The 620-nt window shown below is 66.8% G+C and carries 1 pseudogene; it reads right to left on the bottom strand.

Going from position 1 to position 620, the window contains the following annotated elements:
* Window positions 1-556, bottom strand: a pseudogene (locus AC1RKE_RS16055) (transposase); the annotation flags it as partial.
* Window positions 557-620 lie beyond the last annotated feature (64 nt).

Below are 620 nucleotides of genomic sequence, written 5' to 3'. Positions count from 1 at the left end.
CCGCCGCGCCGGCGCACCGTCAGTCGCTCCTCGCGATAGATCCGCTGAACCCTCTTCCTGTTGACCGCATGGCCTTCGCGTCGCAGCAGGACGTGCAGGCGGCGATAGCCGAACCGGCGACGCTCCTGGGCGAGGGCCTTCAGCCGGTCGCGCAGGGCGCCGTCGTCCGGGCGCGTCGCCTGATAGCGCACGCTCGTCCGATCGACGCCCAGGACACGGCACGCCCGCCGTTCGCTCATCTCGTAGGCAGCCTGCAGATGACCAGCCGCCTCGCGCCAACCGGCGGGCGTCACCACTTTTTTCCCAGCAGGTCCTTCAGCGCCACGTTGTCCAGCATCGCGTCCGCCAGCATCCGCTTCAGCCGGGCATTCTCATCCTCGAGCGCCTTCAGCCGCCGAGCCTCCGACACGTCGAGCCCGCCGAACTTGGCCTTCCACTTGTAAAAGGTCGCAGAGCTGACCCCGTGCCGCCGGCACACCTCCGCCGTCGCCACACCGGCCTCCTGCTCCCGCAGGATCCCGATGATCTGCTCTTCTGTGAACCTTGATCGCTTCATTCTGTCCGTCCTTCGTTGGGCGGACTCTAGCTATTCCTGGCGGAGTTTCAGGGGATCACGTCAT

The organism is Brevundimonas sp. GW822-FHT03E11 (assembly GCF_058801445.1).
The sequence above is the reverse complement of the archived record's forward strand: the minus strand, read 5'-3'. Positions and strand labels throughout refer to the sequence as shown.